The organism is Flavobacterium oncorhynchi, assembly GCF_002217355.1.
Taxonomy (GTDB): domain Bacteria; phylum Bacteroidota; class Bacteroidia; order Flavobacteriales; family Flavobacteriaceae; genus Flavobacterium; species Flavobacterium oncorhynchi.
Genome location: NZ_MUHA01000022.1, coordinates 61,650 through 86,475 on the forward strand (window position 1 = coordinate 61,650; position 24,826 = coordinate 86,475).

Annotated in this window: 20 protein-coding genes; 15 read left to right on the forward strand and 5 right to left on the reverse strand. The window is 33.8% G+C overall.

Annotated features, from left to right (window positions below):
• Positions 1-58: 58 nt before the first annotated feature.
• A complete protein-coding gene (gene pruA, locus B0A75_RS14315; protein WP_089054956.1) occupies positions 59-1,684 on the forward strand; it encodes an L-glutamate gamma-semialdehyde dehydrogenase in 1,626 nt (541 codons plus the stop codon).
• A gap of 102 nt (positions 1,685-1,786) precedes the next feature.
• Here pruA and B0A75_RS14320 read toward each other — a convergent pair whose 3' ends face one another.
• Both B0A75_RS14320 and B0A75_RS14325 read right to left on the reverse strand, forming a co-directional pair.
• Complete coding sequence (locus tag B0A75_RS14320) at positions 1,787-2,875, reverse strand: NHL repeat-containing protein (protein WP_089054957.1); 1,089 nt, start codon at positions 2,873-2,875, stop codon at positions 1,787-1,789.
• Positions 2,876-2,907: 32 nt separating this feature from the next.
• Entirely contained in the window at positions 2,908-5,307 is a 2,400-nt protein-coding gene (locus B0A75_RS14325; RefSeq protein ID WP_089054958.1) for a TonB-dependent receptor, read from the reverse strand.
• A gap of 257 nt (positions 5,308-5,564) precedes the next feature.
• On the opposite strand from B0A75_RS14325, the gene B0A75_RS14330 reads away from it, so the two are divergent.
• The 3 genes from B0A75_RS14330 to B0A75_RS14340 all read left to right on the forward strand — a co-directional run bounded on the left by B0A75_RS14330 (position 5,565) and on the right by B0A75_RS14340 (position 8,304).
• Positions 5,565-6,620, forward strand: coding sequence for a sensor histidine kinase (locus tag B0A75_RS14330; RefSeq protein ID WP_089054959.1), 1,056 nt, complete (start codon positions 5,565-5,567; stop codon positions 6,618-6,620).
• Positions 6,621-6,687: 67 nt separating this feature from the next.
• On the forward strand, positions 6,688-7,386 hold the full coding sequence (locus B0A75_RS14335) for a LytR/AlgR family response regulator transcription factor (protein WP_089054960.1): 699 nt from the start codon (positions 6,688-6,690) through the stop codon (positions 7,384-7,386).
• 186 nt (positions 7,387-7,572) lie between these two features.
• A complete protein-coding gene (locus B0A75_RS14340; RefSeq protein WP_089054961.1) occupies positions 7,573-8,304 on the forward strand; it encodes a hypothetical protein in 732 nt (243 codons plus the stop codon).
• 65 nt (positions 8,305-8,369) lie between these two features.
• Here the strand turns inward: B0A75_RS14340 and rsmG are convergent, their stop codons facing one another.
• Positions 8,370-8,999 (reverse strand): 16S rRNA (guanine(527)-N(7))-methyltransferase RsmG, encoded by a 630-nt coding sequence (gene rsmG / locus B0A75_RS14345; protein ID WP_089054962.1) that lies wholly within the window; start codon positions 8,997-8,999, stop codon positions 8,370-8,372.
• 107 nt (positions 9,000-9,106) lie between these two features.
• Here rsmG and B0A75_RS14350 point away from each other — a divergent pair, with 107 nt between their 5' ends.
• From B0A75_RS14350 to B0A75_RS14380, 7 genes are all read left to right on the forward strand, one after another.
• Complete coding sequence (locus B0A75_RS14350) at positions 9,107-10,204, forward strand: fatty acid desaturase family protein (RefSeq protein WP_089054963.1); 1,098 nt, start codon at positions 9,107-9,109, stop codon at positions 10,202-10,204.
• Positions 10,205-10,276: 72 nt separating this feature from the next.
• Positions 10,277-11,467: a pyridoxal phosphate-dependent aminotransferase gene (locus B0A75_RS14355; RefSeq protein ID WP_089054964.1), complete on the forward strand. Its 1,191-nt coding sequence runs from the start codon at positions 10,277-10,279 to the stop codon at positions 11,465-11,467.
• Positions 11,468-11,639: 172 nt separating this feature from the next.
• The gene (locus B0A75_RS14360; protein ID WP_089054965.1) at positions 11,640-12,677 is read left to right on the forward strand and encodes an RHS repeat protein; all 1,038 of its coding nucleotides are present in this window, start codon (positions 11,640-11,642) and stop codon (positions 12,675-12,677) included.
• Between the two features lie 201 nt (positions 12,678-12,878).
• Positions 12,879-14,747 carry a peptidase U32 family protein gene (locus tag B0A75_RS14365; RefSeq protein WP_089054966.1) on the forward strand — a complete coding sequence of 623 codons (1,869 nt, stop codon included), beginning with the start codon at positions 12,879-12,881 and terminating at the stop codon, positions 14,745-14,747.
• Positions 14,748-15,191: 444 nt separating this feature from the next.
• Entirely contained in the window at positions 15,192-16,367 is a 1,176-nt protein-coding gene (purT, locus tag B0A75_RS14370; RefSeq protein WP_262490108.1) for a formate-dependent phosphoribosylglycinamide formyltransferase, read from the forward strand.
• Positions 16,368-16,369: 2 nt separating this feature from the next.
• Positions 16,370-16,687, forward strand: coding sequence for a DUF6370 family protein (locus tag B0A75_RS14375; RefSeq protein WP_089054968.1), 318 nt, complete (start codon positions 16,370-16,372; stop codon positions 16,685-16,687).
• Positions 16,687-17,262, forward strand: coding sequence for a Crp/Fnr family transcriptional regulator (locus tag B0A75_RS14380; RefSeq protein WP_089054969.1), 576 nt, complete (start codon positions 16,687-16,689; stop codon positions 17,260-17,262). Before B0A75_RS14375 ends, B0A75_RS14380 begins: the two co-directional genes overlap by 1 nt.
• Positions 17,263-17,473: 211 nt before the next feature.
• Here B0A75_RS14380 and aceA read toward each other — a convergent pair whose 3' ends face one another.
• Positions 17,474-18,754: an isocitrate lyase gene (gene aceA / locus B0A75_RS14385; protein WP_089054970.1), complete on the reverse strand. Its 1,281-nt coding sequence runs from the start codon at positions 18,752-18,754 to the stop codon at positions 17,474-17,476.
• A gap of 216 nt (positions 18,755-18,970) precedes the next feature.
• The gene (gene aceB / locus B0A75_RS14390; RefSeq protein WP_089054971.1) at positions 18,971-20,572 is read right to left on the reverse strand and encodes a malate synthase A; all 1,602 of its coding nucleotides are present in this window, start codon (positions 20,570-20,572) and stop codon (positions 18,971-18,973) included.
• Positions 20,573-20,780: 208 nt separating this feature from the next.
• Here aceB and B0A75_RS14395 point away from each other — a divergent pair, with 208 nt between their 5' ends.
• The 4 genes from B0A75_RS14395 (at position 20,781) to B0A75_RS14415 (ending at position 24,717) form a co-directional block, all read left to right on the forward strand.
• Positions 20,781-22,262: a helix-turn-helix domain-containing protein gene (locus tag B0A75_RS14395; protein WP_089054972.1), complete on the forward strand. Its 1,482-nt coding sequence runs from the start codon at positions 20,781-20,783 to the stop codon at positions 22,260-22,262.
• A gap of 512 nt (positions 22,263-22,774) precedes the next feature.
• Complete coding sequence (locus B0A75_RS14405) at positions 22,775-23,491, forward strand: pirin family protein (RefSeq protein ID WP_089054974.1); 717 nt, start codon at positions 22,775-22,777, stop codon at positions 23,489-23,491.
• Between the two features lie 173 nt (positions 23,492-23,664).
• On the forward strand, positions 23,665-23,895 hold the full coding sequence (locus B0A75_RS14410) for a (4Fe-4S)-binding protein (RefSeq protein WP_089054975.1): 231 nt from the start codon (positions 23,665-23,667) through the stop codon (positions 23,893-23,895).
• A gap of 288 nt (positions 23,896-24,183) precedes the next feature.
• Positions 24,184-24,717, forward strand: a complete 534-nt coding sequence (locus tag B0A75_RS14415) for a YceI family protein (protein WP_089054976.1) — start codon at positions 24,184-24,186, stop codon at positions 24,715-24,717.
• Positions 24,718-24,826: the final 109 nt, after the last annotated feature.

The window sequence follows — 24,826 nt, forward strand, 5'->3', positions numbered from 1 at the left end:
TTCGTAACAATCAAATCATCTAACCTGTAAATTGTCTAATTATCTAATTTTAAATAACATGCTAAAAGGATTCTTTCATGTACCAAAAGCGGTAAACGAACCCGTAAAAGGCTACGCACCTAACTCTCCAGAAAAAGCAGCTGTTCAGGCGGCTTACACTACAATGTGGAACTCTCAAATTGATGTTCCTTTATATATTGGAAGTGAAGAAATCAAAACTGGAAACACTAGAAACATTACAGCTCCTCATGATCACAAACATATCGTTGGAAAATATCATTTAGCTGAAAAACAACATATCGAAAAAGCGATTGCAAATGCTCTTGAATCAAGAACAGCATGGGCAAACATGGCATGGGAACAACGTGCTGCTATTTTCTTAAAAGCTGCTGAGTTAATCGCTGGTCCTTACAGAGCGCGTATTAATGCTGCTACTATGATTGGTCAATCTAAAAATATTCACCAAGCAGAAATTGATGCTTCTTGTGAATTAATTGACTTTTTACGTTACAACGTAGAGTTCATGACTCAAATTTATAACGATCAGCCAAAATCAGATTCTTCTGTTTGGAACCGTTTAGAATACAGACCTCTTGAAGGTTTTGTTTACGCAATTACTCCTTTTAACTTTACTGCTATTGCTGCAAACCTTCCTGCAAGTGCTGCAATGATGGGTAACGTCGTAGTTTGGAAACCAAGTGACAGCCAAGTATTTTCTACAAAAATTATTCTTGATGTTTTCAAAGAAGCTGGTGTTCCTGACGGCGTTATCAACGTAGTTTTCGGAGATGCTTTAATGATTACGGATACTGTTTTAGCAAGCCGCGATTTTGCAGGTGTTCACTTTACAGGTTCAACTCACGTATTTAAAGATATTTGGGCAAAAATTGGGGCAAATATTCACAATTATAAAACATACCCAAGAATCGTTGGAGAAACTGGTGGTAAAGATTTTATCATTGCTCATCCAAGCGCAAACGTAAAACAAGTAGTTACAGGAATTACTCGTGGAGCATTTGAATTTCAAGGACAAAAATGTTCTGCAGCTTCAAGAGCTTATATTCCGCAAAGTTTATGGCCGGCTGTAAAAGAACAATTAATTGCTGATGTAAAATCTATGAAAATGGGTTCTCCAGAAGATTTCGGAAACTTCATTACTGCAGTTATCCACGAAGGTTCTTTTGATAAATTAGCTAGTTATATCGACCAAGCTAAAAAAGATGCTGACGCTGAAATTATCGTTGGTGGTAATTACGATAAATCTGTTGGATACTTTATTGAGCCAACGGTTATTGTAACTACAAACCCAAAATATACAACAATGGAAACTGAGTTATTTGGACCAGTTATCACGATTTATGTTTACGAAGATGCTAAGTGGGAAGAAACTTTAGAATTAGTTGATACTACTTCTGAGTATGCCTTAACTGGAGCAGTTTTCAGCCAAGATCGTTATGCTATTGAAGTTGCTACTACTAAATTACAAAATGCAGCTGGTAACTTCTATATCAACGACAAACCAACTGGAGCTGTTGTAGGAATGCAGCCTTTTGGTGGAGCAAGAGCTTCTGGAACTAACGATAAAGCAGGTTCTGCGTTGAACTTATTGCGTTGGGCTTCTCCAAGAACTATCAAAGAAACTTTTGTAACTCCAGAAGATTACAGATATCCTTTCTTAGGTTAATATTTCTGATTTTAGATTATAAAAAAGCCCCAATTTTCAATTGAAAATTGGGGCTTTTTTATTTGTTTTAAATTTTTATGTGTCCCTATATAAATTCACCTCTTAATTCCCTAAATCAAAACTTGATATCGTATGAAAGGCATCGGCTGCTTTATTCTTTTCTCCTGGGAAAGTATCGTAATTAACAACCAATAATTTTCCTTTATAAATAATAGTTTCACATGGGTTATCTAATTTCCCATCAGAACCATCTGCGTCGTCATTCTCCCAAATTAAAGAAATTGTGTTCGTGCTTAAATTGAGTTGATGCACACTGTTATTCTCATAATTCGCAATAAAAATGGAGTTTCTTTTTTCATCATAAAAAAAGCCATCGCAACATTTTAATTGATCTGAATCAAAAACAACTTTATTTGATTTTACTTTCCCATCATTCTCAAATTCTATTTTATTGATAACGCCATCACCAAAATTTCCCGCATATAAATTTCCTTTTTTATCAAAAGCAATTCCATCAATACCAATTGTATTTTTAGTGACTCCGGCTTTTAAGGTAAAAGTTGCAATCAAGTAATCTTTTTTATTTGATGAATCCAGAACAATATTTTTCTTATTTAATTGATCTAACGAAAAACTATAAATTCCGCTTTCTCTTCTATTTTCAAACAAAGCATCTGTTATATAAATTCTATTTTTTGACCATCTGACAGCTTCTCCAAAATTAAACCCTTCAGCCAAAACCTCAGCATACTTTGGCTTACCGTGTTTTACAACGACCCGAATTAATCTTGAATAATCATCTTTATAAGCAAAACATTGATTATCTATTAAATAGAGATTTCCATCAGGACCAAATTCCATTCCCATTGGATGTACTCGCTTTGTTATTGGATGAAGGGGTAATTGATCGAACCAAGTTACTGGTTTGTCATTTTTATCGAAAGTTAAAATTTTAGCTCCATTTTTTTCAAACGAAGTAGGATTCAATACAGACAAATAGAGGTTCCCTTTTTTATCCAAAGCCAGTCCGTCTGGCGTAGTACAGGTCTCACCTAAATTGGCAAACAAAGTTGGCTTAATTAATCTGGAAGTTTCGTCAATTGTAATCTCTTGCTTTGCTTCTTGTGCAAACATGCTCAGAGAATAAACCGCCATTGCAATAGTCATTATATTTTTAAAATTTGATTTCATATTGATTTTGGATTTGAAATTGTTGTTATTGATTAACTACCTGTCCTGATTCTCTCTTCTTCATTACCAGTCGTTCTTTGCTTTGGAGCACTCTTTTTATTTCCTATTTTATAAGATACAGCAAGCTGAAAGGATTGACTGTCATAGTAATTCTTTCCTTCCTGATAAACGCCATTAACGACAGAACTTCTGCTAATTCTTTCAGTTTTGAATATATCAGTACCTCTTAAAGAAATTTTCAAATCTTTATTCCATAAAAGATATTGGAACGCCAGCGAAAAAGAACTCATTTCTTTGTTTGTAAAAATCCCTTCGACACCAGGAAAGCTATACCAATAACTTACATTAAAAAGCACTGTTTTATCGCTGTTTAAATTAAAATCATTATTGGTTGATAACCTGGAATTGAATCCTTTTTGTTCTCTTTGTGCAACCTCTAAACTGGACTTAGAAATAGCATAGCTAAAATCGACCGCATTATTACTTGTCCACCATTTAAGTTTATCGAAAACATAATTCTCTGAAATTCCGTAACGTTGTGTGTCGATATAATTTTCGCTTGTAAGGAGAATTTCATTTGAAACAGGATCAGCAATTGTAATCTCAGAAATCAAATTATTCTCATAACTAAAATATAACTTGCTTTCTATCTTTTTATAAGTATAGGTTAACTCAATATTATCAATAAATGCAGGCTGCAGAAACGGATTCCCTTTAAATGACTGAAAAGGATTCCAAAAATGAGTATTAGGATTCAGATCCCTAAATTGAGGTCTTTCGATTCTTTTACTATAACTTAAGCTAAAAGTCGAATTATCATTTACTGTATACGTCAAATATGCTGTGGGGAAAAATTTAATATAATCCTTATCAATTGACTGACTCAGGTTATCGGCAAAAATCTTGGTTTGGGTACTTTCCATTCTTAATCCAAATTGAGAATTCCAGCGATCATTTATTTTTTTGCTTCCCGAAAAATAAAGAGCCTGTATGTTCTCTATATAATCGAACTCACCTTGTCTTAAAGGTAAGTCTGCGACCGGCGAATCTACTAAGCCGCTATTAAAGGCTGAAATATGATTATTTGATTTTGAATTCGATATTTTACCTCCAAAACTCAAAACTGCCCATTGAGTCGGATAATCAAAATCTAATTTTCCGGATAAGTTTTTTATAACCTGCACATTCCTGTTTATTCCTGCGAAATATTGATGTGAATCAGAATCTTCAACAACTGAAATACCACTATAAGTTCTATTGTCTCTTGTTTGATAATTAAAATAGTCCAGATTCAAAGTTATTTTTTTCCCTAAAGAATCAATTTTATACTCATTGTAAATGTTCAATGAATTAATAACATTTTTTAGCGCTGCCACTCCTCCATTTGACTTTAAATAACTAGTCATCTCACCACTTTTATTATCATAAACACCTGTAAAAGGAGTATCCGTGAATAACGGTTTAGAATTATTAAATAAAGTTTGGCCTCCTATAGTCCATTTTGGAGTAATCCGATAATCAATGCCAATATTACCATATACTCTCGTATTCTCACTTTTATACGAGGAATTCGTATGCCAAATCTCCGTTGGAAAATAGGTATAATCATCCTGAATATTATATCTTCTTCCCGATATATAATTTAAAGTTGATGTAATACTTAATCTGTTTTTATTATAATTAAAACTCCCCATAAAACTCTCCTGACTATAAAATCTTTGAAGATAAGTAGCACCTACCAAGGCATTCCAAGAATCTTTTTTTGCTTTTTTTAATTTGATATTGACTAAACCACTTCTACCCTCGGACTCATATTTGGCCGGCGGTGTTGTAATTACTTCTATACTTTTGATATTATCGGATGGAATTGATTTTAGATAATTAGCCAAATCTTCCCCAGAAAGTTGAATTATTTTATCATCAACCATAACCATCAAAGTACTTTTCCCTATAATAGTTATATTATCGTTTTGCACTTTTACCCCCGGAGTAACTCTAAGTGCTTCCAGAGCATCTCCTCCACTAGCATTAATCGAATTTTCTACGTTAAAAACCAAACGATCTACTTTTCTTTCAATCAGTTTCTTTTTGCCTCCTACTACGACCGACTCTAGCTGAACACCATTATCGATTGTTATTGTCCCCAAGTTCAAAGCAGCCATTATTGATAGATTTTCAGAAAACATAAGCTCATTTCCTTGTCGGATTTCTAATATGTATTTTCCTTGTTTCGCATTTAAAACAAAATCTCCTTTATCATTTGTAAGTTCGCTCGTTTTATTTTGTGTGTCTTCTTCAATTAAAATAATTTCTGAAAAAACAACTGGTTCTTTTGCAGCAGTTACAACACTCCCCGTAATTTTAAACTGGGCATACATAGATGTGCAAGAGAACATCAGTAAAACAATAATGCATTTTAGTTCTAATTTCATATTAAGCTAATATTTGTTATTTAAAGATGAGTCATACTCCTTGTGGATTACTATTTTCGGCTAAAGTAATCCTGTGACCTCAATCTTAATTTAGCCGCAGATAAAAAGACAACTTTTACATATGAAGAGTGCCTTTTCTAATAGTAATGCGTTCATGGGCCGAAATGGCGTTTTCATAAGCTAAAGACTATTATTTGACTCACGTAACCTGCCAAGCGTAGATATTTTACTAACTTGCTCGTTGATAAAAGCATAATATGGATTTTATAAAAAACATAACCCCAAAAAGAATCTTGACTCATAGTTTGTTTTGGCTTGTCTTTTTGATCATACATTTCGTCACAAAAAGTTTTGACTATAAAAAGTATGATGACCTCATTTATATCTTTCTTTCTGAAACAATCATTCAGGCTATTGGCGCATATATCCTGATTTATTTTTTAATACCTAAACTGCTCATCCAAAAAAAATACATTCATTTTGCTATCCTTTTCACTATTTGGTTGTACCTCGTTTTTGTGCTGCTCACAACCTTTAAATATTTTTATCTGGAACCCCGCTTTCCTTTGTATTATTCAGAATGGGATAAATGTCCTGATACATTAGTTCATAGATTAAGCAGCTTCAGGTTGTTCTTTACAAAAACGATTTGGTTGTTTTTCCCTGCTTCAGTTATTGGATTAATTCGTTTTTACAAAAATCAGCAGCATCTTTCCAAAGTAGAGGAAGAAAAAAAATCAATGGAACTCAAAACCTTAAAAAACCAGCTGAACCCTCATTTCCTATTTAATACTTTAAACAACTTATACACTTTAACACTAAAAAAAGATGATAAAGCACCTGAAGTAATTGCTAAACTATCTGAAATTCTAGACTTTGTGTTATATCGATGTAATGAAGATTATGTTTCTATCGAAAAAGAAATTGCTTTAATTGAGAATTACATTGCTTTGGAAAAACTCCGCTACAGCGAAAACAGATTAGATATTTCATTTACCAAAGACATTCAGGAAAGCAATAAAATTTCTCCTTTAATCGTATTAACTTTTATTGAAAATGCTTTTAAACACGGTGTAATTAATGAAACAGAAAAAGCCTCAATTCGGTTAAAATTAGAAAGCAAAAAACAGCAGATTATTTTTAGTATTGAGAATACAAAACCTCAAAACGATTTTGCCGCAATTTCAAACAAGTCAAAAATAGGTTTAATAAATGTTCGTAAACAACTTGATTTGTTGTATCCCAAAAAACACAAAATAGAAATCAGAGAAACACAAACGCACTATACTGCAAAACTCTGCCTTACTCTTTAATTTACCTTATTGTGTAACAGTACTAATAGAGTAACTATAAAAAAGTGATTGAACTAAATTCAAAAAAATGAAACATAAATGCATTATAGTTGACGATGAACCTTTAGCAAGAGAATTAATCGCTTCACATTTAGCAAATTTTGAAAACTTTGAACTAATTGATTCTTTCGAAAATGCACTGAAAGCCTATACTTTCTTAGAAAACAATGTTGTCGATCTTATTTTTTTAGATATAGAAATGCCTTTATTAAAAGGAAACGATTTTTTAAAGAAATTGAAGAATCCTCCAAAAGTAATTTTCACTACTGCTTATCGAGAATATGCGTTAGAAGGATATGAACTAAATGCAATTGACTATCTCTTAAAACCAATTACTTTTGATCGTTTTTTTGTTTCAATTGAAAAATTCAGGCAATTACAAACTCCTAAAAAAGAAAATAATTCAACGACTGAAAACTACATTTTTGTAACAAGCGGGAATAAAAATATTAAAATTATTCTAGATGAAATATTGTTTATTGAAAGTCTCAAAGATTACATAACAATACATCTCGAAAATGGCAGGTCGTATCACATCAAACAAAATATTTCTGTTTTTGAAAAGTTATTAAACCCAGATTTTGTTCGTGTTCACCGCTCATTCATTATTCAGACAAAAAAATTGACTTCTTATTCCAAAAATGAAATTGAAATAAATTCTATTGAAATCCCTATTGGTAATAGCTACAAAGAAAACTGGTTAAATCACTTAAATACAATTATCTAACAAAAAAAGCATTACTTTTTCAGAATTTCCAAAAACTAAATATCGTAATATTTTTCTTATAATATTGATTACGAGTACCATACACTTGTTAAAAAACTTATTTTGCTGTTTTAAAAACTTCTAATAACATTTCGTAAAAAAACATCCCTTTAAATTTGTCTTAAAATAATTTAACACATTAATCAAATGAGGAATTTAAACAATGTCCCTAAAATAATTTTAGAATCAAAAAGTATCGGTCATTCAATTGATTTTACATGGACTAGGAAGAAAATAGACAAATTTCTAGATCCTCTTGAACAAAATCAAGAGTTGGAAAATGCATTAACACATATTAATCATAAAGGCTCTATTGGTCTTACTGCGGCATTATTAGAATGGATTTATTGGCGCTTTACTGGATTCACGCAAGCAACAAATGACACCCAAAAACGAATTGAAGCTCTTTGGTGCTCTATTAATAACCGAGAGCAGACAAATCCTTTATTGTTTGATACCGAACTTGAAATTCCTGCCGTAGGTCCTGTTGATGGTGCATTATGGATTGCTTTAATGAACGTGACTATGATTGATGTTAGATATAGAAAAGGATCTTATTTTTTACAAAATGAACTTCTAGGATTAGCATTATTAGCGCGTCATATTACTCCAAAAAAGAAAACTTTTGACAAATGGCTTAGCAGCACAATCTCTAACTTAGTTTCACTTTACCCTTGTACTTATAGTTTTATTGATTTAGACGAATCTGACGAATCAGTTTACAATTCATCAAATGAGCCTGTAATATGCCGTGATTTTTTCTTTGATCCCGAGTTTAAATACAGTCTTGAAGCATCAGAAAATGCAATTCACAATTTTATTGATAATTTAGATCTCAAAGCAAATCCTTTTTTGAATTCTGCCAAAAAGGCATCCTAAACAACCTAATATTAACTCAAAAAATAACCCGAAAGAAAACTCATTCGGGTTATTTTTTGTTTAATCTAAGCTTTAAATTTTAAAGGCAGATGAACCACTTTTTTAGTTTCAAAAAATTCATCGTCAAATATTTCTGCTAAGTCATACAAAGTAGTATTTGGAAAATCTTTTAATTCTTCTGTCAGATCTCCCCCTTTCAAATACAAAATTCCGTTTTTCAAAGTATGCTTGTTCTGCTTTTTAATTTTATCTTTTATCCAAGAAACAAAATCTGGCATATTGGTTACGGCACGGCTGACAATAAAATCAAAATCCCCTTTTACTAATTCTGCACGCTTTTGTTCCGCTTTTACGTTCTTTAATTCTAATGTATCGACAACACCTTGAACTACTTTTATTTTTTTTGCGATTACATCAATTAAATAAAAACGTGTTTCAGGAAAAAGAATCGCCAACGGAATTCCAGGAAAACCTCCCCCAGTTCCAACATCAAGAACTGTTGCTCCCGGCTCAAATTTCATAATTTTAGCAATTCCTAAAGAATGCAAAATGTGTTTTGTATATAAGGCATCAATGTCTTTTCTAGAAATTACGTTGATTTTTTCATTCCAATCGTGGTATAAAAAGTCTAATTTTTGAAATTGTTCGATTTGAAGATCGGTCAAATCAGGAAAATATTTCAATATCTCATCCATTGCTCTAAATTTTTAACAAAAGTACTACTTTACGATTGAAATATTTAACTCAATTTTGCAAATTGAGAATTTATAATAATTACCTTTGAAACCTATTTAAATTAATTATGAATAACACTGCTCCAACTTTTGCAAGGCAAGACAATCTGAAGTTCTTCAGAACACTTAACTCTCGGGTAAACAATTACTTTAAAGAGAACAACATTCAAAAGACCGGAAACTGGAAGCTGCACTTAAAAGCTGTTATTCTGTTCGCGGTTTTTCTTACTCCGTATTTTTTAATCCTTACACTTAATATGCCTTTTTGGGTAATGCTGCTTTTATCGATCGTAATTGGTATTGGTATGGCTGGTGTTGGAATGAATGTAATGCATGATGGAAATCATGGATCGTATTCTAATATAAACTGGATTAACAAATTTATGGGAGGTACTATTTATGTACTGGCAGGAAATGTTTATAACTGGCAGGTACAGCATAATGTGCTTCATCATACGTATACCAACATTCCTGGGCATGACGAAGATTTAGACGCTGGAAGAATTATCCGTTTTACTCAAGATGCAAAATGGCATAGTTTTCATCGTTTTCAACATTATTACTCTGTTTTCTTATATGGACTTTTGACTTTCAATTGGGCAATTACAACCGATTTTAAGCAAATGAGAAACTACCTTAGAAGAAAATTATCTTATGGTGAACCAAAAAGCCCAAAAATTCTTTGGACAACTTTAATCATAACCAAAATCATATATGTTTCTATTTGGATTGTTTTACCAATTGTAATAGGAATTACTTGGTGGAAAGTTCTTCTTGGCTTTTTCGTAATGCACTACACTGCGGGATTAATCTTAAGTGTTGTTTTTCAATTGGCTCACGTTGTAGAACACACAACAAATCCAACTCCAAATGAATTAGGAGAAATGGACAATACTTGGGCAATTCACCAATTGTTTACTACAACAAATTTTGCTCCAAAAAATGCAATTGTTAACTGGTACACAGGAGGATTGAATCATCAAATCGAACATCATATTTTTCCAAATATAAGTCACATACATTATGGTAAAATTGCAAAAATCGTAAAAGAAACTGCAAAGGAATGTAACTTACCATATTATGAATACAAAACAATGCGAAGTGCTATTATTGCACACTTTAAGCATTTACGCGATTTAGGAATGAAACCTGAATTATCAGTTTAAGCTAAAAAAATCTATTAATAATAACCTTCCTTAATTAAAAGTTGAAAATTAAGGACATTCAAAATTTTTATAATGAACCATATTCTTTCAGACAGAATCAACAACCTTGCGACTTCACAAACATTGGCAATGGCAGCATTAGCTCGCGAATTAAAAGCTCAAGGAAAAGACATTATCAGTTTAAGTTTAGGTGAGCCTGACTTTAATACACCTGACTTTATTAAAGAAGCTGTTAAAAAAGCAGTAGACGAAAATTATAGCACATATTCTCCAGTAGAAGGTTACCTTGAATTAAGAGAAGCAATCTGCAGAAAATTTAAAAGAGACAACGGATTAGAGTACAAACCAACTCAAATCGTAGTTTCTACAGGAGCAAAACAATCTTTATACAACATTGCACAAGTAATGTTAAACGATGGTGACGAAGTTATTTTACCAGCACCTTACTGGGTTTCTTATTTCGAAATCGTAAAACTTTCAGGAGGAGTTCCTGTTGAAGTTCCAACTTCTGTAGATACAGATTTCAAGATTACACCAGAACAATTAGAAGCTGCTATCACACCAAAAACAAAAATGATGTGGTTTTCTTCTCCTTGTAATCCGTCAGGTTCTGTTTACAGTAGAGAAGAATTAACAGCGCTTGCAAAAGTTTTAGAAAAACACCCAAATATTTACGTAGTTGCTGACGAAATTTATGAGCACATCAATTTCTCAGGAACTTTCTGCAGTATCGGTTCAATCCCAGGAATGTTAGAAAGAACAATCACTGTAAACGGAGTTGCAAAAGCTTTCGCCATGACAGGATACAGAATTGGTTATATTGGAGCTCCAGAATTTATCGCAAAAGCCTGTACAAAAATTCAAGGACAAGTAACATCTGGAGCAAATTCTGTAGCACAACGCGCTACAATTACAGCAGTAGATGCAGATCCAAGTGTATTAAACCACATGGTTCAGGCTTTCCACACACGTAGAGATTTAGTTGTTGGATTATTAAAAGAAATTCCAGGAGTAAAAATCAACGTTCCAGAGGGAGCTTTTTACGTTTTCCCAGACGTTTCTTCTTTCTTCGGAAAAACTTTAAAAGGAACTGAAATTAAAGATGCAAACGACGTTTCTATGTATCTTTTAGCTGAAGCCAATGTTGCAACCGTAACTGGAGACGCTTTTGGAAATCCAAATTGCATTCGTTTCTCTTACGCAACAAGCGACGATATTTTAAAAGAAGCATTACGCAGAATCAAAGAAGCTTTGACTGTATAACAACATAAATAAGTTTTATTAAAAACGGCTTAAGGTTCAAAAGTTTCATCACTTTTATACTTTAAGCTGTTTTTTTTTATGCTAACTACTTAGTCTTTTGACGAAGTAGTTTTTTATTTATTGTTAAAATGAAAAAAAATCCTACTTTCGTTGTAACCAAAACAAATCGAAAATGAAAAAAACACTACTCATAATTTTATTAACTTTTATTGTAATTAGTTGCTCGAGCGAAGAAACTCCTGCTCCTACTGCACCAGAAGGTAATGTCCCGACTGAACCTATTATACCATCAATACCTCCAATCGTCAAAGCTCAACTTAAACCAGCAATTACTAACAATATTAAATCATTAACAGCAAAGAAAGCTGAAGATGATTTAAAATTAGTAAAAAGAGTTTATTATTATAAAAATGTGCCTAACTTCAGCCAGGAAGCCGCTATTAAAGATTCATTAAATACATTTAAGGACACCCTGACTCGTTGGTGGGGAAGTAGAACTGATTATGAGTATGATGAAAAAAAACAATTAAAATCGACTAAAAAATACTTAGCTGGTTTTAATGGCAATCAGGCAAGTACCAATATAGATTTCATGGATACTTTTACTTATTCTAACGGAAAAGTAAATACCACTACCGAGGACAGATATTTGTACGACACAAGAGGTAATATTAGCGAATTAAATACCAAAGACGGTATTACTGTTCAATATTCTTATGATGATTTAGATAGAATCACTCAAGCAAAAAGATATGTACCATACAACAATATTAACTTCCCTAACATTTCAGGTCATAGGTTTATAATAGACTTAGTTCACATGGATCTGGGTGATAACAAAACTAAAGTTTTAGCATTTTACTGGATGCAAACTTATGACAAAACAGGTCACCTCGTAGCTGGCCAAGAACATTATAGCCTTAATGAAGATGTATATAATGTTGATACTAGTAAACCCGGAGTTTATGCAAATGAAGCCTGGTATAAAATATCAGGTTACCCAATTCTAAATTATATGAAAACTCAGGGTGAGGATTATAGTAACTACTTATGCACACCAACTACTCACATAACAAATTGGCTTTGGTATGCCAATAGACCAATAAAGGAGTATTATATTTATAATAAAGAAGGTTATCTCATTAAACAGATCACTACAACAGATTACACAAATGGAACAGCTTCTTCAATAACTATATTTGAATATTAACTTCAAAACAATATCGTACAAATACCCTTTTTTTTTTGTATTTAATAAAGTCAACATTAAAAAGCTTCGACCTTTAAGTTCGAAGCTTTTATTTTTAGTATAACTCAAAAAAAATCCCACTATCACTAGTAAACTCGAATAATTTATTAGACCTTTGCACACTTTTTTTCGGGAATACCACAAAAGTCTAAAGTTTTAGAAATGAAGAAGAAAATCGAAATATTAGCTCCTGCTAGAGATTTAATTGGAGGAATCGCAGCCATAAATAGTGGTGCCGATGCTGTATATATTGGTGCGCCGCAATTTGGTGCACGTTCTAATGCAAACAACTCTATTGAAGATGTTGCCGAACTGGTAAAATACGCACACTTATTTAACGCACAGGTTTTTGTGGTTATGAATACCATTTTGTACGACAACGAATTAGAAACGTGTCGCGCCATGATTTGGGAGTTATATGATATTGGTGTTGATGCCTTGATTATTCAAGATATGGCGATTATGGAAATGGACTTGCCTCCTATCGTACTTCACGCCAGCACACAAGCCAATAATCGTGATGCCGATAAAATTAAATTCTTAAAAGATGCTGGTATTAAACGTGTGGTTTTAGCACGCGAATTAAACTTGCATCAAATTAAAACTATCTACGACGAAGCTGATGTTGAATTAGAGTTTTTCGTAACCGGAGCTTTATGTGTTTCTTTCAGCGGAAATTGTTATATGAGTGTTGCCAACGGAGAACGCAGTGCCAATCGCGGTTCTTGCGCACAAAACTGCCGTTTACCTTACAACTTAATCGATGGAAACGGAGAAACTTTAATCAAAAACAGTCACTTGCTTTCGATAAAAGATTTAGATGTTTCAGATCAGATTCCGAATTTGATTGAAGCTGGAATCGTTTCTTTCAAAATCGAAGGAAGATTGAAAGATGTAGCTTACGTTAAAAACAACGTTTCTTATTTACGTCAAAAATTAGACAGTTATTTAGAAGGAAGCGACAAATACATCAAAGCTTCTTCAGGAAAATGCACCTATACTTTTGATTCTACTTTAAATAGAACTTTTAATCGTGGTTATACCGATTATTTCGTAAACGAAAGACATAGTTCTATTGGTTCTTGGGAAAGCCCAAAATCAAAAGGCCAATATATTGGTAAATTAATCAGAACTATTGGAAACGCTTACGAAATCGAAAACGGTGAATTATTAAACAACGGTGACGGACTTTGCTTCATCAATGAAAATAATGAAGCTGATGGAATCTACGTAAACAAAGCCGAAAACGGAAAAGTATATCCAAACGTTTTAAAAGAAATAAAAGACGGAACTTTTATTTACCGTAATAACGATATAGCTTTCATCAAAATTGTAGAAAGAGAAGACAGTGCCATCCGTAAAATCGGAACGACTTTACTACTTACCGAAAACGAAAACGGTTTTGAATTAATCGCAACCGACGAAGATGGAAATGTAAGTACTGTCATTTTAGAGCACTCAAAAGAGCAAACTAAAACTGGCGAATCAATCGAAGAAAACATAAGAGTTCAATTGGCAAAAACTGGTTTTACACCTTATAGCGCTGACGAAATCAACATTATGTTTTCTCAAAACTGGTTCCTTCCTATTTCAAAAATCAACGAAATGAGAAGAACCGTTTACGAACAGTTATCAGAAATTCGTTTGGCAAATTACAAACGTGAAGAACACCAATTGGTAAAAACGTCACATCCGTATCCTGAAACCAAATTGGATTTCATGTACAACGTTTCAAACAAAACCGCTCGTAAATTCTACGAACGCCACGGTGTAACTGAAATCGAAAAAGCATTTGAATTACAATGGGATCCAGGAAAATCTCGTGTAATGACAACCAAATATTGTATCAAATACGAATTAAAAAAATGTCCGATACACCAAAAAGATATTGTTGGCGTAAAAGTTAAAGAACCTTTGGTTTTAAAACAGGGAGAATTGGAATACAAACTAAAATTCAACTGTAAACCCTGCGAGATGGAAATCTGGGAAAAAGATGCAGAATTTGAAATTGAAGAAGATCATTTTCATTAGGATTATTTAACCGCAACGTTTTTTAACCGCAAAGAACGCAAAGGAATACGCAAGGTTCGCAAAGATTTTAAAATAATCTTTGCGAACCTTTTTATTTACTTAAAAACGAAACCTTGCGTTCTTTGCGTAATTCTTTGCGGACTTTGCGGTTAAATTAATTCTGTTATTTCCACAATCTTGTCATTTCGACGAAGGAGAAATCTTCGCAAGTAACTCCGTTCCAATAAGCCAATCTTTGTAGAGCTACTCGTGGAGATTTCTCCTCCGTCGAAATGACAAACTGTATGGCTACTTAATGTAATAATCTGCTGAATCTCCAAAATCTGCGTGAGAAATTCTCTGAGCTCTTTTTAACTTAAAAACAAAAACTTAGCGCTCTTTGCGTAAATCTTTGCGAACTTTGCGGTTAAAAAAAGCTTTTTCGCTACTTTTACTACTCAAACAATACAACACTCCAAAATGAAAATACTACTCCTAGGTTCAGGCGAATTAGGCAAAGAATTTGTCATTGCTGCCCAACGAATCGGACAAACCATAATTGCAGTTGATAGTTACGAAAATGCACCAGCAATGCAAGTTGCGCACGGCTTTGAAGTCATCAATATGCTCGACGGCGATGCACTCGACCGAATCGTAGCCAAACACCAACCCGATTTTATCGTTCCCGAAATAGAAGCCATTCGTACCGAACGTTTTTATGATTACGAAAAACAAGGAATCACTGTTGTTCCTTCAGCGAAAGCGGCAAACTTTACCATGAACCGTAAAGCCATTCGTGATTTAGCTGCAAAAGAACTCGGGCTAAGAACAGCCAAATATCAATACGCAACTTCAGCAGAAGAATTGCAAAAAGCCGTTCAAGAAGTTGGAATTCCGTGTGTGGTGAAACCTTTAATGTCTTCTTCTGGAAAAGGACAATCGACTATAAAAACAGAAAGCGATATCGAAAAAGCGTGGCAATACGCCGTTGCAGGTTCGCGTGGAGATGTTATCGAAGTTATTGTAGAAGCTTTTGTCAATTTTGACTCGGAAATTACACTTTTAACGATTACTCAAAATAATAATCCGACTTTATTCTGTGCTCCAATTGGCCACAGACAAGAAAGAGGCGATTATCAGGAAAGTTGGCAGCCGGCTTTAGTATCAGAAAAAGATTTATACGAAGCTCAGGACATGGCAGAAAAAATCACAGAAGCGCTTGGCGGTGCTGGACTTTTTGGTGTTGAATTTTTCTTAACCAAAGAAGGCGTTTATTTCTCTGAGCTTTCTCCGCGTCCACACGACACTGGAATGGTAACTTTGGCAGGAACACAAAATTTCAATGAATTCGAATTGCATTTAAGAGCGATTTTAAGTCTTCCTATTTTTGAAATTACTTTAGAAAAAGCCGGAGCTAGCGCCGTAATTTTAGCTTCAGAAGATTCAACAAATCCAACTTTTAACGGAATCGAGAAAATAGCAGCTTTACCCAAAACCGATTTCAGAATTTTTGGAAAACCAACATCAAGACCTTACCGAAGAATGGGAGTTGTTTTAAGTCACGATACACTTTCCACTCCAATCAACGAAGTAACAGAACGCGCCAAAGAAACGGCAAAATTAATAACAATAAACTCTTAAAAATGAAAAAACTTATATTCGTAATCTTCCTATTTGTTGGTATTTCAACTCAGGCTCAAAGTAAAAAAGTAATTGACAAACCAACAGTTGTAGAAGCTGCTTGTGGAGAATGTCAATTTGGAATGAAAGGTAAAAGCTGTGATTTAGCTGTTCGTATTGATGGAAAAACTTATTTCGTTGACGGAACAAAAATCGATGATCATGGTGATGCTCACGCCGAAGACGGATTTTGCAATGCAGTCAAAAAAGCAACAGTAACCGGAACAATCGAAAAAAATCGTTTTAAAGCTACTTCATTCACTTTAGTAAACGAAAAATAATGGCGTTAATTCTTGAAAATATTGCCAAGCACGTTTCATTAACGCCCGAAGAACAAGCTCTTTTTTTATCTAAAACAGAAACTAAAACTTATAAAGCCAAAACTATTTTATTAAGTGCCGGAGAAGTCTGTAAACATTCGTATTTTGTGAACTCTGGAATTTTAAGAAGTTTCAATATCAACGATAATATTGTAGAGCACGTTCTTTCATTTGCCTGCGAAGGCTGGTGGATGAGCGATATGTACAGTTATTTTTCACAAAAACCGGGACAGCTTTTTATTGAAGTTTTAGAGGATGCAGAAGTAGTTTCTTTATCCAAAGAAAATCAAGAGCAGCTTTTTCTTGAAATTCCAAAACTAGAACGTTTTTTTAGAATTCTGATCGAAAATTCACTCGTTGCGAATCAGCAAAGATTAATGGATAACTTGAGTTTACCTGCCGAAGAACGTTTTGAAAAATTCACTAAAAAATACGGAACATTAGTTCACAAAGTTCCTCAAAAACAAATCGCCTCTTTCATTGGCGTAACACCAGAATTCTTCAGCAAAATGAAAGCTAGGCTCTTGAAGAAATAGTTTTTTTGCCACAGATTAAAAGGATTAAACAGATTTTAAAAAAAATGTTGCCACAAATTACACAAATTTCCACAAATTAAATTGTGTTAAAAATTGAAATAAAATTCGTGGAAATTTGTGTAATTCGTGGTGAAAAAAAATCCTTTTTAATCCTTTTAATCTGTGGCGAAAAAAAACAAAGCCAGTTCATTGAACTGGCTTTTCTTTTGAATTAAAATTGCTCAACCTCTGTAGAATGTTCCATCGCGGTTATTGCTGATTTTCCTAACATTACCGTATTTTGAACGGCGTCGAAATAAGAAGTTCCTACGAAAGCCTGGTGTTTTACGGCTCTGAATCCGTTTTTCTGCAAAGCAAATTCACGTTCCTGCAATTCAGAATAACCTGCCATTCCACGTTCTTTATACGCTCTTGACAACTCAAACATACTTGTATTTAAAGCATGGAATCCCGCCAAAGTAATGAATTGAAATTTATACCCCATTGCAGCTAAATCTTCTCTAAACGTTTCCATTTCTTCAACCGTTAATTTCGCTGCCCAATTGAAAGAGGGAGAACAATTGTACGCCAGCATTTTATCAGGAAATTCTTTTTTCATTGCTGTTGCAAATTTTCTCGCAAATTCTAAATCTGGATTACTGGTTTCCATCCAGATTAAATCGGCATAAGGTGCGTAACTCAAACCTCTTGCAATTCCTTGCTCGATTCCATTTTTTACATAGAAGAAACCTTCCGCCGTTTTTTCGCCAGTTAAAAATTTTCTGTCTCTTGGATCTGCATCGCTCGTTAGCAAATTAGCTGCTTCTGCATCTGTTCTAGCAACAATCAAAGTTGAAACACCCATAACATCTGAAGCCAAACGCGCTGCAATCAATTTATTAATCGCTTCCTGAGTTGGAACTAATACTTTTCCGCCCAAATGTCCGCACTTTTTAGCAGAACTTAATTGATCTTCAAAATGAACTCCAGAAGCTCCAGCTTCAATCATAGATTTCATTAATTCGAAAGCATTCAGGTTTCCCCCAAAACCTGCCTCGGCATCAGCCACAATCGGAACTAAATAATCTTTTTTATCTTCAATATTATTTACTGTCTGAATCTGATCCGCACGCAATAAAGCATTGTTAATCTTTTTTACCACCATCGGAACGCTGTTTACTGGATAAAGCGATTGATCAGGGTACATTTCGCCTGCTAAGTTTGCATCAGCCGCAACTTGCCAGCCGCTTAAATAAATTGCTTCTAAACCCGCATCGACTTCCTGAATCGCCTGATTTCCAGTCAACGCCCCCAAACCAGCGACAAAATCCTGACTTTTTAACTTTCTCCATAATTTTTGCGCTCCCATTTTGGCAATAGAATGCTCAATATGATACGAACCTTGAAGTGTAACTACTTCACTCGCAGTGTAAGGACGTTCAACACCTTTCCATCTTGGGTTCGTGATCCAATCGTTAATCAATTCCTGAATTCTGTCTTCTGTTGTTTTCATAAATAGTATAGTTAAAGTGGTTAGTAAAGTTTATAGTTTTCAGTCTCAATTATCAGTTTTAACCGGACTTAAATAGTTTTAAGAAGATCTGCGTAAATCTTTTCATTCTCATTCTATCTGCCTGATCTGCTACCCGAGCGACAGCGAACAGGCGAAGCAAATCTGCGTGAAAAAATTATTCGCCCGCAGATTTCACAGATTAAGCGGATTTTTTTCTTATAAATATTTGTAACACGGAATAGTCAAAAAGTCAACAAATTCAGTATTTACTACCAATCTTTCCAGCACTTTTTCAGCTAACGGAAATTGTTGTTTTTCGTGATTTTCTTCGCCTAATTCGTTTTTAATTTTTTGAAATTCTTCTAAAGCCAATTCGTGATAATAGGCTAAATCTAATTTTCGTCCATTATCCAAAAGCACTTTATTTTGAAGCCATTGCCACAATTGCGATCTTGAAATTTCAGCCGTTGCTGCATCTTCCATCAAATTATGCAATGCAGCAGCACCTTGTCCGTTTAGCCAGGAAGCCAAATACAAAACTCCAACGTTAATATTTTTTCGAACACCGTTTTCTGTGATAATTCCAATTGGTGGTTCAATTAAATCCTCTTCTGTAATTTTTCGATGTTCTCTTTTAATATGAATCTGATTTGGAGTTGGCATTCCTTTATCAAAAATTTCTTTTGCTAACGAAACCAAATCTGGATGCGCCACCCAAGTTCCGTCATGACCGTTTCGAACTTCACGTTCTTTATCGGTTTTTACTTTTGCGAAAGCAATGGTATTGGCTTGTTCGTTATTTCGAATCGGAATTTGCGCAGCCATTCCGCCAATCGCATGAATTCCACGTTTATGACATCTTTGAATAACCAAATTTGAATACGCATCCATAAAAGGCGAAGTCATATTTACTTGATCACGATCCGGAACGATGAATTTTGGATTTTTTCTAAACTTTTTGATGTAGGAGAAAATATAATCCCAGCGTCCGCAATTCAAGCCAACGATATGTTCTTTCAATTCGTAAATGATTTCATCTAACTGAAAACTTGCTGTAATGGTTTCAATTAAAACCGTCACTTTTATAGTTCCTCTTTTCAGTTTTAGATAATCCTCTGTAAAATCAATTACATTATTCCACCAGCGCGCTTCCAGATAATGTTCCAATTTCGGAATGTAGAAATACGGCCCAGAATGGTTTTCTAAAAGTCGTTTATGATTATGAAAAACATACAAACCAAAATCTACCAAAGAACCCGAAACTTCTTTCCCTTCAATTAAAAGATGCTTTTCTGGTAAATGCAAACCTCTTGGACGTACAATTAGCGTTGCGATTTTTTCATTTAAATGATAGGATTTTTGTTTTACCAAATCCGTATAAGTAATTGTTTTGTTTACCGCATCGAATAAATTTACTTGACCATCCATCAAATTTTGCCAGGTTGGTGAAGTGCTGTCTTCAAAATCGGCCATGAAGGTTTTTGCTCCCGAATTCAACGCATTGATAATCATTTTGCGATCAACAGGTCCAGTGATTTCCACTCTTCTGTCTAATAAATCTTTTGGAATTTCACCAGCTGTCCAATTGCCTTCTCTTACGCTTTTAGTTTCTGGAATAAAAACTGGCAGAATTCCCTGATCAAAAGTGACTTGTTTTTGTTCGCGTTGCAAAAGCAATAGTTTTCGCTGCGATTCGAATTTTCGGTGCAATTCGGTTATAAAAACAATCGCTTCTTCTGTCCAGATTTTTGGATAACGAAGCTTCTTTTCGGCTAAAAATTCCATTGCCGTTTCGGTAATTTCTAATTGGTTTTTCATAGCTGTGGTTTTATTTTTTTATTACAAAAAAATCTTTCGATTACATCATTTTTCATTCATTTCAGAATATCAAAATCGTAACGTTTTGATTTTTAATAATTTCTACATGACAATATTATAAAAAAGTTTTTTACAAAACAAGCGAACGTTCGCTAAAAATGAAAAATAATTTTTTGGCGATTATTTTTAGAATAACTATATTTGGTTCATGGATATCGAAAAAGACTATATAAAGCTGATCTTCGGACTAAAATTGAAGCAAGTTCGTACTCAAAAAAATCTGTCACTTTTTGGCTTAGCCAAATTGACAAATCTTTCAAAATCGTATTTAAACGAGATTGAAAAGGGAAAAAAATATCCAAAAACAGATAAAATTTTGCTTCTCTGCGAACATTTGGACGTGACTTACGACCAAATGGTGTCTTTAAAACTCGACAACAACCTCGCTCCGATTGGTGAAATCTTAAAATCAGGAATTTTAAAAGAGATTCCACTTGAGCTTTTCGGCATTCAGGAAGCAGATTTAATTGATATTATTGCGAACGCTCCCGCGAAAGTCAATGCTTTTATTAGTACGATTATCGAAATTGCGCAACATTATAATTTAAGCCGTGAAAGTTTCTTTTTAGCAGCTTTACGTTCGTATCAGGAAGCACACAGTAATTATTTTGAAGATTTAGAAGAAAAAGTAATTGCATTTTCGAAGTCGTTTCAGATTAATCTGGATTCTAAAATCACAATTGAAGAATTAGAGGCAATTTTAAAAGAAGAATACGAATACAAAATTCAAGAAATTGCTTTTACAGATCAGGAAGCTTTGGGCGATTTGCGTTCCATTTACGTTCCAAAAAGCAAAACTTTATTGCTTTCTACAGAAATCGATGCGCCACAAAGAGCTTTTATTTTAGCTAAAGAAATCGCTTATAACTATTTAAAAATCTCCGATCGATTACTGACTTTCAGCTGGATTAAGTTTGAAAATTTTGATCAGGTTTTAAATAATTTTTATGCTTCTTATTTTGCTGGCGCTTTATTATTGCCGAGACAATTGGTTGTAGATAAAGTGAATGCTTTTTTAACCAATGAGAAACCAAATCCGGAAGAATTTGTAGCACTGATTGAAAGCTTCGAAGTTTCGCCGGAATCATTTTACCAACGATTAACAAATTTATTACCGAAAGATTTTCAGCTTAAAAACTTATTCTTTTTGAGAATGTCTCATAAAATTGATTCTGATGTGTATCAAATCAAAAAAGAACTACACATTACGAATCAACAAGAACCGCACGCCAATGAAACTAACGAACATTATTGCAGAAGATGGGTTTCAGTGAAAACTATCGACGAAGCCATCAAACAAAATAAGCCACACTTTTTTGATGCGCAAATTTCGAGTTACGTTCATAGCGGAAATGAATATTTGGTTTTTTCATCAGCAACTAAAGATCCTTTTTTGCATGATACTATTCGCAGTATCTCTGTTGGAATTTTGATTACGCCGGCAATGAAAAAGAAATTTAAATTTATTGAAGGAAAACCTTTAGTTAAGAGAATTGTTGGTGTTACCTGTGAAACTTGCGACGTAAAAGATTGTCTGGAACGCGCTTCTCCTCCAATTGAATTGGAAAAGAAAAAACGCCATGAGAATACGGATGCGGTTGTACAGCAGTTTATTTCTCAGTATAGTTAATTTAGATTATTAGACTTCTTAGATTTTTTTTCTTGTCATCCTGAGGAACGAAGGATCACACTAGGAGCTCGACAAAGATTGGCGACATACTATACGGAGCTACTTACGGAGATTCCTTGTTCCTCGCAATGACAAACTGTATGGTTACTTTGAATCTAAAAAACATTTTGTATTTTCCAATCTTTGTCGAGCTTCTTGTGGAGATTTCTCCTTCGTCGAAATGACAAACTACACGGTCATAATTTGAATTCAAACACCAACTTTCTAAAAAAACCAAAAACGTCTAGCATAGCCCCGATAGAAGTGAAAATCCTTTTGTGGTGGGGTTCACCACAAAAGATTGAAACGGATAGCGGGACGTCTGGTCTTTTAAAAACGAAAATTTCTGCCTCAAAAAACCTTAGAATCTCAGCATCTTAGAACCTCAGAACCTTTTCTTAATCTACATTAAGTGCTTTTCCTCTACATCGACCGTATCTTTGTACTATAAAATTAATAAAACATACAAAATCATGGAAAATATAGTATTGCACAAAGCAGAAACAAGAGGAAACGCAAATCACGGATGGTTGAACGCTTATCACAGCTTTAGTTTTGCGAGCTGGTACAATCCAGATAGAATTCAGTTTGGAGTGCTTCGTGTTTTGAACGACGACACAATTGCAGGCGGAATGGGTTTTGGAACGCATCCCCACGATAACATGGAAATCATTACAATTCCATTAGAAGGTGATTTGGCTCATAAAGACAGTATGGGAAATACTGAAATCATTAAAAATGGTGATATTCAGGTAATGAGTGCCGGAACCGGAATTCAGCATAGTGAATTTAACCCGAATGCAGATCAACAGACTAAATTATTACAAATCTGGTTGTTTCCAAATAAAAGAAATGTTACGCCTCGTTACCAGCAAATTACTTTGAATGTTGCTGACAGACACAATAAATTAGCTCAGGTTTTATCTCCAAATGCAGATGATGATGGAGTTTGGATTCATCAAGATGCTTGGTTTAATATGGGTAATTTTGACGCTGGAATTGCAACTGAATATAAAATCAAAAAAGAAGGAAACGGAGTTTATGCCTTTGTTTTGAAAGGAAATGTTACGATCAATGGCCAGGAATTAAACACTCGCGATGCGGTTGGAATTTCAGGAACTGACATCTTAAACATTAAAGCCAACACAGACGCTGAATTTTTATTGATGGACATTCCAATGAATTATTAATTCAAAGATTACAATTAATATTTTTTTTTAGAAACGATATTTAAGTTGATTTTCAGCTTATTATCGTTTCTTTTTTTGCTCAAATTTCAGCAAAAACCAAAAAGAAAACGTAATTTTATTAGATGAAAACTGATCTTAACCTACTAAAAACTAACTATTTAAAATTCTCAATCATGAATCCAAATAACCTAACTAAAGAATATACAAATGGCGAAGTAACGATTGTTTGGCAATCTGGAAAATGCATACATTCAACCAATTGTGTCAAAAATAATCCGGATGTTTTTCGTCCAAAAGAAAAACCATGGATTGTAGCTGAAGCTTCGACTTCTGAAAAAATTATAGAAACTGTAAAAAAATGTCCATCTGGAGCTTTGACATTTTATATGAATAAGAAAAGCTAAACTTTACGCATTAGTTTTTTGCTACAGATTACACAGATTAAAGTGATTCTTAGTCGCCACGAATTTCACAAATTTTCACTAATTAAATTGAGTTAAAAATCAAATAAAAATTAGCAGAAATTTGTGAAACTCGTGGCGACATATTTTTTTTTAATCCTTTTAATTTGTGTAATCTGTGGCAAAAAACATTACATTTTTTATTTCTTAATCTAGGTTAAGTGCATTACGCTTACTCCGACCGTAACTTTGTCCTATCAAAATGAAATTAATTATTTAAAAAATAAAATTATGGCAACTACAAAATGGTCAATTGACCCAACACACTCAGAAATTGGTTTTAAAGTTAAACACATGATGTTTACGAATGTTTCAGGAAAATTTGGAACTTATGATGCAACAATTACTTCAGACGGAGATAATTTCGAAAATGCAGATATCCAGTTTTCTGGCGATATCGCTTCAATTGATACTGCAAATGCAGACAGAGATGGCCACTTAAGAAGCGGAGATTTCTTTGATGCTGAAAATCATCCAAAATTAGCATTCAAAGCTTCCTCTTTCAAAAAAGTAAATGATGGTGAATATGAATTAACTGGTGATTTAGATATTAAGGGTATTTCTAAAACTGTAAAATTTCCTGTAGAATTTAGCGGAACTATGACTGATCCTTGGGGAAATACAAAAGTAGGTCTTAACATAGAAGGAAAAATTAATCGTAAAGATTGGGGCTTAAACTGGAACTCAGCTCTTGAAACTGGAGGTGTTTTAGTTGGTGAAGAAGTAAAATTAAACATTGAGTTACAATTTGTAAAACAAGCTTAATACTTTATAAATAGGTTTTAATTTGGTTGGTTAAGAAGCCTGCACTTTTTTAGGAAGCGCAGGCTTTTTTTGTTTGCTTTTAGGAACGGGGGCTTCGACTTCGCTCAGC

What these genes read in the sequence shown, in the direction of transcription:
- pruA (WP_089054956.1), top strand. Translation starts at nt 59, where the DNA reads ATGCTAAAAGGATTCTTTCATGTACCAAAAGCGGTAAACGAACCCGTA.
- B0A75_RS14320 (WP_089054957.1), bottom strand. Translation starts at nt 2,875, where the DNA reads ATGAAATCAAATTTTAAAAATATAATGACTATTGCAATGGCGGTTTAT.
- B0A75_RS14325 (WP_089054958.1), bottom strand. Translation starts at nt 5,307, where the DNA reads ATGAAATTAGAACTAAAATGCATTATTGTTTTACTGATGTTCTCTTGC.
- B0A75_RS14330 (WP_089054959.1), top strand. Translation starts at nt 5,565, where the DNA reads ATGGATTTTATAAAAAACATAACCCCAAAAAGAATCTTGACTCATAGT.
- B0A75_RS14335 (WP_089054960.1), top strand. Translation starts at nt 6,688, where the DNA reads ATGAAACATAAATGCATTATAGTTGACGATGAACCTTTAGCAAGAGAA.
- B0A75_RS14340 (WP_089054961.1), top strand. Translation starts at nt 7,573, where the DNA reads ATGAGGAATTTAAACAATGTCCCTAAAATAATTTTAGAATCAAAAAGT.
- rsmG (WP_089054962.1), bottom strand. Translation starts at nt 8,999, where the DNA reads ATGGATGAGATATTGAAATATTTTCCTGATTTGACCGATCTTCAAATC.
- B0A75_RS14350 (WP_089054963.1), top strand. Translation starts at nt 9,107, where the DNA reads ATGAATAACACTGCTCCAACTTTTGCAAGGCAAGACAATCTGAAGTTC.
- B0A75_RS14355 (WP_089054964.1), top strand. Translation starts at nt 10,277, where the DNA reads ATGAACCATATTCTTTCAGACAGAATCAACAACCTTGCGACTTCACAA.
- B0A75_RS14360 (WP_089054965.1), top strand. Translation starts at nt 11,640, where the DNA reads ATGAAAAAAACACTACTCATAATTTTATTAACTTTTATTGTAATTAGT.
- B0A75_RS14365 (WP_089054966.1), top strand. Translation starts at nt 12,879, where the DNA reads ATGAAGAAGAAAATCGAAATATTAGCTCCTGCTAGAGATTTAATTGGA.
- B0A75_RS14375 (WP_089054968.1), top strand. Translation starts at nt 16,370, where the DNA reads ATGAAAAAACTTATATTCGTAATCTTCCTATTTGTTGGTATTTCAACT.
- B0A75_RS14380 (WP_089054969.1), top strand. Translation starts at nt 16,687, where the DNA reads ATGGCGTTAATTCTTGAAAATATTGCCAAGCACGTTTCATTAACGCCC.
- aceA (WP_089054970.1), bottom strand. Translation starts at nt 18,754, where the DNA reads ATGAAAACAACAGAAGACAGAATTCAGGAATTGATTAACGATTGGATC.
- aceB (WP_089054971.1), bottom strand. Translation starts at nt 20,572, where the DNA reads ATGAAAAACCAATTAGAAATTACCGAAACGGCAATGGAATTTTTAGCC.
- B0A75_RS14395 (WP_089054972.1), top strand. Translation starts at nt 20,781, where the DNA reads ATGGATATCGAAAAAGACTATATAAAGCTGATCTTCGGACTAAAATTG.
- B0A75_RS14405 (WP_089054974.1), top strand. Translation starts at nt 22,775, where the DNA reads ATGGAAAATATAGTATTGCACAAAGCAGAAACAAGAGGAAACGCAAAT.
- B0A75_RS14410 (WP_089054975.1), top strand. Translation starts at nt 23,665, where the DNA reads ATGAATCCAAATAACCTAACTAAAGAATATACAAATGGCGAAGTAACG.
- B0A75_RS14415 (WP_089054976.1), top strand. Translation starts at nt 24,184, where the DNA reads ATGGCAACTACAAAATGGTCAATTGACCCAACACACTCAGAAATTGGT.